This is a genomic window from Streptomyces sp. NPDC005195 (assembly GCF_040608315.1).
GTDB lineage: Bacteria > Actinomycetota > Actinomycetes > Streptomycetales > Streptomycetaceae > Streptomyces > Streptomyces kaempferi.
Map to the genome: position 1 here is coordinate 1 of NZ_JBEXHZ010000399.1, position 1,048 is coordinate 1,048.

The following is a 1,048-nucleotide window of genomic DNA, read 5'->3' on the forward strand; positions in this document are numbered from 1 at the left end:
CGACGAGGTCGAGGCTGCCCCAGGCCGGAGCGTCGATCTACAGGTGGTCGCCCTTGCGCGTGGGCATGCTGTAGACGTCGTTCAGGTAGGGCCGTTCGATCGGCTTGAACCATTCCTCGGACTGGGTGCTGCCCGCCCGGTAGGAGGTCTTGGGGCCGGCTTCGAAGACCAGGCCGTCCGCGTAGGCGCTCTGGCTCCAGCTGTTGAAGCCGCCGGTGGAGACCCAGTCGGTGCGCTTGCCCCGTACCGGCTCGGGCATCATCTCGCCGATGGCCCAGTTGTTGTAGGTGGGCCAGTCGAAGCGGAACTCGCCGCCGGTGCTTCCCGGGGCCGGGCTGTCGAAGGTCTCGTCGACGCGGGCGAGGTTCTTGGAACTGCCCTGCACCACCATGTGACTGGGGATCTCGTTGTGCCAGGTCCGGTCGAGGTCGTAGACGTACGGGCTCACGGGCGCGGAGCCGACCGTGACCGAGGCGCCGCGGGCCTGGGCCTGCCGGACGAGCTTCTCGCCCTCGTCGGTGCTGAGCAGGCCCACGTCGAGCCGGACGGGCGTCGAGCTGAACGGCTTGTTGTAGGAGCGGAAGCCTCGGCCGTCCACGTTGTTCACGACCAGCATGAGCTTGGCGCCCGCGGCGATCGCGGCGGCGGCCTGGTCCATGTCGGACACGTCGTCGTTGCGGCGTACCACCACGGCCTTGCCGTGCGCGTCGAGGTGGGCGTAGTCGGTGCTCGCGCCCTGGCCGGCGAAGACCAGCGGGAGCTTGGCGCTGCCCTTGGGCAGGGGGGTGACGCCGTTCTGGCGCAGCACGTCGGTGAAGTCGGTGGTCTTGGTGGCGACGGCCAGGGCGGGCTGTTCCTTGCGCCAGCGGGCGGCCAGGTAGAAGTCGCCGTGGGTGACCTTGTGGGTGGTCGGCTGGGCCCAGAGGCTGTCGTAGTTGGTCTGGGTCTCCATGAGGCCTTGACCGGCTGACCCGCCCGGCGCGTCTCGAAGACGCGCGCCAGCGAGCCGATCGTCCAGTCCGTGAGGCCCGTGCGCTCCAGGGACTCG

At 69.7% G+C, this 1,048-nt stretch carries 1 protein-coding gene; it reads right to left on the reverse strand.

Features of this window, described 5'->3' with window-relative positions; all coding sequences use genetic code 11:
- Window positions 1-37: 37 nt before the first annotated feature.
- Entirely contained in the window at window positions 38-952 is a 915-nt protein-coding gene (locus tag ABZV34_RS39920; RefSeq protein WP_356288359.1) for a PA domain-containing protein, read from the reverse strand.
- Window positions 953-1,048: the final 96 nt, after the last annotated feature.

Coding starts and splice junctions, on each gene's coding strand:
- ABZV34_RS39920 (WP_356288359.1), bottom strand. CDS start 952: ATGGAGACCCAGACCAACTACGACAGCCTCTGGGCCCAGCCGACCACC.